This is a genomic window from Salinisphaera sp., assembly GCF_035690525.1.
GTDB lineage: Bacteria > Pseudomonadota > Gammaproteobacteria > Nevskiales > Salinisphaeraceae > Salinisphaera.
Genome location: NZ_DASSKM010000101.1, coordinates 1 through 2,956, shown reverse-complemented (window position 1 = coordinate 2,956; position 2,956 = coordinate 1). Strand labels below are relative to the sequence as shown.

Annotated in this window: 3 protein-coding genes; all 3 read left to right on the top strand. The window is 62.8% G+C overall.

All coding sequences use genetic code 11. The features are described 5' to 3' along the window. Positions 1-138: 138 nt before the first annotated feature. The gene (locus VFJ08_RS07375) at positions 139-1,041 is read left to right on the top strand and encodes a proline/glycine betaine ABC transporter permease (protein ID WP_324996552.1); all 903 of its coding nucleotides are present in this window, start codon (positions 139-141) and stop codon (positions 1,039-1,041) included. A gap of 59 nt (positions 1,042-1,100) precedes the next feature. Further along, positions 1,101-1,991, top strand: coding sequence for a glycine betaine ABC transporter substrate-binding protein (locus tag VFJ08_RS07370; protein ID WP_324996551.1), 891 nt, complete (start codon positions 1,101-1,103; stop codon positions 1,989-1,991). Between the two features lie 79 nt (positions 1,992-2,070). Next, positions 2,071-2,956, top strand: an 886-nt coding sequence (locus VFJ08_RS07365) for a glycine betaine ABC transporter substrate-binding protein (RefSeq protein ID WP_324996550.1), incomplete at its 3' end; no start/stop codon positions are given.

Here is a 2,956-nt window from a genome sequence, read left to right as displayed (position 1 = left end):
GTTGACCGAGCTGCTCGAGCCGGTCGCCGAGAGCCCGCATCCGGTGCCGGTGGTGGATGAAAACGGCCGTTATCTCGGCACGATTTCCCGCGCCACGTTGTTGCATACGCTCAATCGGACGGAACAGGACGCTGCCTGATGGATAATCTCGTCATCAATCTGCCGATCGGCGACTGGTTCACCGCCATCGTCAAGTTCATGCAGGCCCACTTCGAGCTGTTCTTCTCCATCGTATCCACGGTGATCAGTTTCGTCGCGGGCAATCTGACCGCGTTCTTCAACTATCTGCCCGCGCCGCTGATCTTCCTGGTGCTGGCCGCTCTGGCTCTGTGGCGGGTCGGTTGGCGCTTCACGCTGTTCGTGCTGATCGCGCTGTACGTGGTGCTGGGCATGGACCTATGGCCCGAAACCATGGATACGCTCGGCCTGGTGCTGGCGGCCACGCTGGCCGCGCTCGGCATCGGTCTGCCACTGGGCGTACTGATGGCCAAGAGCGATATCGTGCAGGCGATCATCCGCCCGGTGCTGGATTTCATGCAGACGCTGCCGGCGTTCGTGTATCTGATCCCGGCGGTGATCTTTTTCGGCACCGGGCGCGTGCCGGGCGTGATCGCCACCGTCATCTTTTCTATGCCGCCGGCCGTGCGCCTGATGAACATCGGCATCCGTTACGTGCCGACCGAGAACGTCGAAGCGGGACGCGCGTTCGGCTGCAACGGTCTGCAACTGCTGTGGCGTGTAGAACTGCCGTTGGCGCTGCCGTCGATCATGGCCGGTATCAACCAGACCATCATGCTGGCGCTGTCGATGGTGGTTATCGCCTCGATGATCGGCGCGGGCGGCCTGGGCGATCCGGTCCTGGCCGGCATTCAGCAGCTGCGGCTGGGCACCGGTTTCCAGGGCGGGCTCGGAGTGGTGATTCTCGCGATCATTCTCGATCGTCTGACCCAAAGTTTTGGTACGCGACAGCGGGGTGAGCACCTCTTCGCGCGGCTGAAAAAAATGTTTTCGGGCACGGGCACGCGGCCCGGCCCGACTTGATCAAGACCGCCGAGCTTTGAGAGTATCTGGCAAGAGGGTTTGACTAGGGAGAAACTTTTATGAAATTTCGAATGAAAAGCTTCGTCGTGGCGGCCATGACCGGCGCGACCATCGCCGTCGGCGGCTTCGGTAGCGCCCAGGCCGCCAGCGGCGACAAGACCATCACCATCGGCTGGACCGCGTGGGCGGATGCCGAGTTCGTGACCAAGCTGGCCAAGACGCTGATCGAGAAACGCACCGACTACAACGTCGAACTCACGATGGCGTCGATCGGCGTGCAGTACCAGGGCGTTGCCAAGGGCGATCTGGACGCCATGCTGATGGCGTGGCTGCCGGACACGCACGCTGCCTATTGGAAGAAGGTCAAGGACCAAGTCAAAGATTTGGGGCCACTGTATGAAGGGGCCCAGCTTGGCTGGGTCGTGCCGGATTACGTGCCGAAGGACAAGCTCAATTCGATCGCCGATCTGAAAAAGGATTCGGTCAAGGCGAAGCTGGACGGTAAGATCCAGGGCATCGACCCGGGCGCCGGCCTGATGCAGTTGTCCAAAAAGGCCATGAAGGCCTACGGTCTGAACGACGATTACCGTCTGGTTTCGGCCAGTGGCGCGGCCATGACCGCCGCGTTGGCTCGCGCCGAGGATCGCAAGGAATGGATCGTGGTCACCGGCTGGACACCGCACTGGATGTTCGGCAAGTGGGATCTGCGTTTCCTGAAGGACCCGAAGGGCACGCTGGGCGCCGGGCAGCATATCGATGCGGTCGTTCGCCAGGGCTTCGTTGACGACTACCCGCAAGTGGCGAGCCTGCTCCACAACATGCATATCCCGCTCAAGCAGTTGCAGGCCGCGATGTACAATGCGCGCCAAACCAGCTATGAGAAGGCGATCAGCAAGTTCATCGAGCAGCATCCGGACGAGGTCAACAGCTGGTTCAAGAACAGCGGCTGATCCATTTCAGCCGGCCAGTTTAGTACTGGAAGCCCGGCCGCAAGGCCGGGCTTTTCTATTTTGGACACTTGATGACTGCATGACGATGATGATCCGGTTGCCTCACAAGTGGTGTTTCGTCGGCGTGCTGGCGCTTGTCGTGGGGCTGTCCGGATGCTATGACGAGTCGCGTACCGCCGCGGCCGACGCCCCGATCGTGATCGGCTGGACCGCCTGGGACGACGCCGAGTTCGTCACCCGCCTGGCCAAGCGGGTCATCGAGGACAACACCGATCACCCGGTCCGGCTCGAGCTCGCCGGGATCAAAAACCAGTACCGGGGCGTGGCGCGCGGCCGGCTGGACGCCATGCTGATGGCCTGGCTGCCGGACACGCACGCACGCTACTGGAAACGCTACCACGATGATCTGGTCGACCTGGGGCCGCTGTATCGCGGGGGGCGGCTCGGCTGGGTGGTGCCGGACTATGTGCCGCGCGACCGGCTGAACAGTATCGCCGACCTGGCCGACCCGGACGTGGCCGATCGGCTGGGGCACCGGATTCAGGGCATCGACCCCGGCGCGGGGTTGATGCAACTGTCCCACGAGGCGCTGTCGGCGTACGGCCTGGCCGATCAATATCGGCTCGAGGCCGCCGATGCGCATGCGATGGCGCAGGCGCTGGCGGCCGCCGAAGCCGATCACGACTGGATCGTGGTCACCGGTTGGACGCCGCACTGGATCTTCGACCAGTGGCGGCTGCGTTTTCTCAAGGACCCGAAAAATGCGCTGGTTACGCCCCAGCACATCGATGCGCTGGTGCGCGAAGGCTTTCGTGACGACTATCCGCGCGTGGCCGCCATGCTTTCGGCGATGCACCTGTCATTGGCCGAACTGCAGAGCGCCTTGTTCGATGCCCGGAACAACGGTTATCCGGCCGCGATCCGGCACTTCATCGACCAGCATCCGGACCAAATCGCGCAGTGGG

Excerpts from the sequence above, each read along its gene's own strand:
- VFJ08_RS07370 (WP_324996551.1), top strand. The coding sequence starts at position 1,101 with ATGAAATTTCGAATGAAAAGCTTCGTCGTGGCGGCCATGACCGGCGCG.
- VFJ08_RS07375 (WP_324996552.1), top strand. The coding sequence starts at position 139 with ATGGATAATCTCGTCATCAATCTGCCGATCGGCGACTGGTTCACCGCC.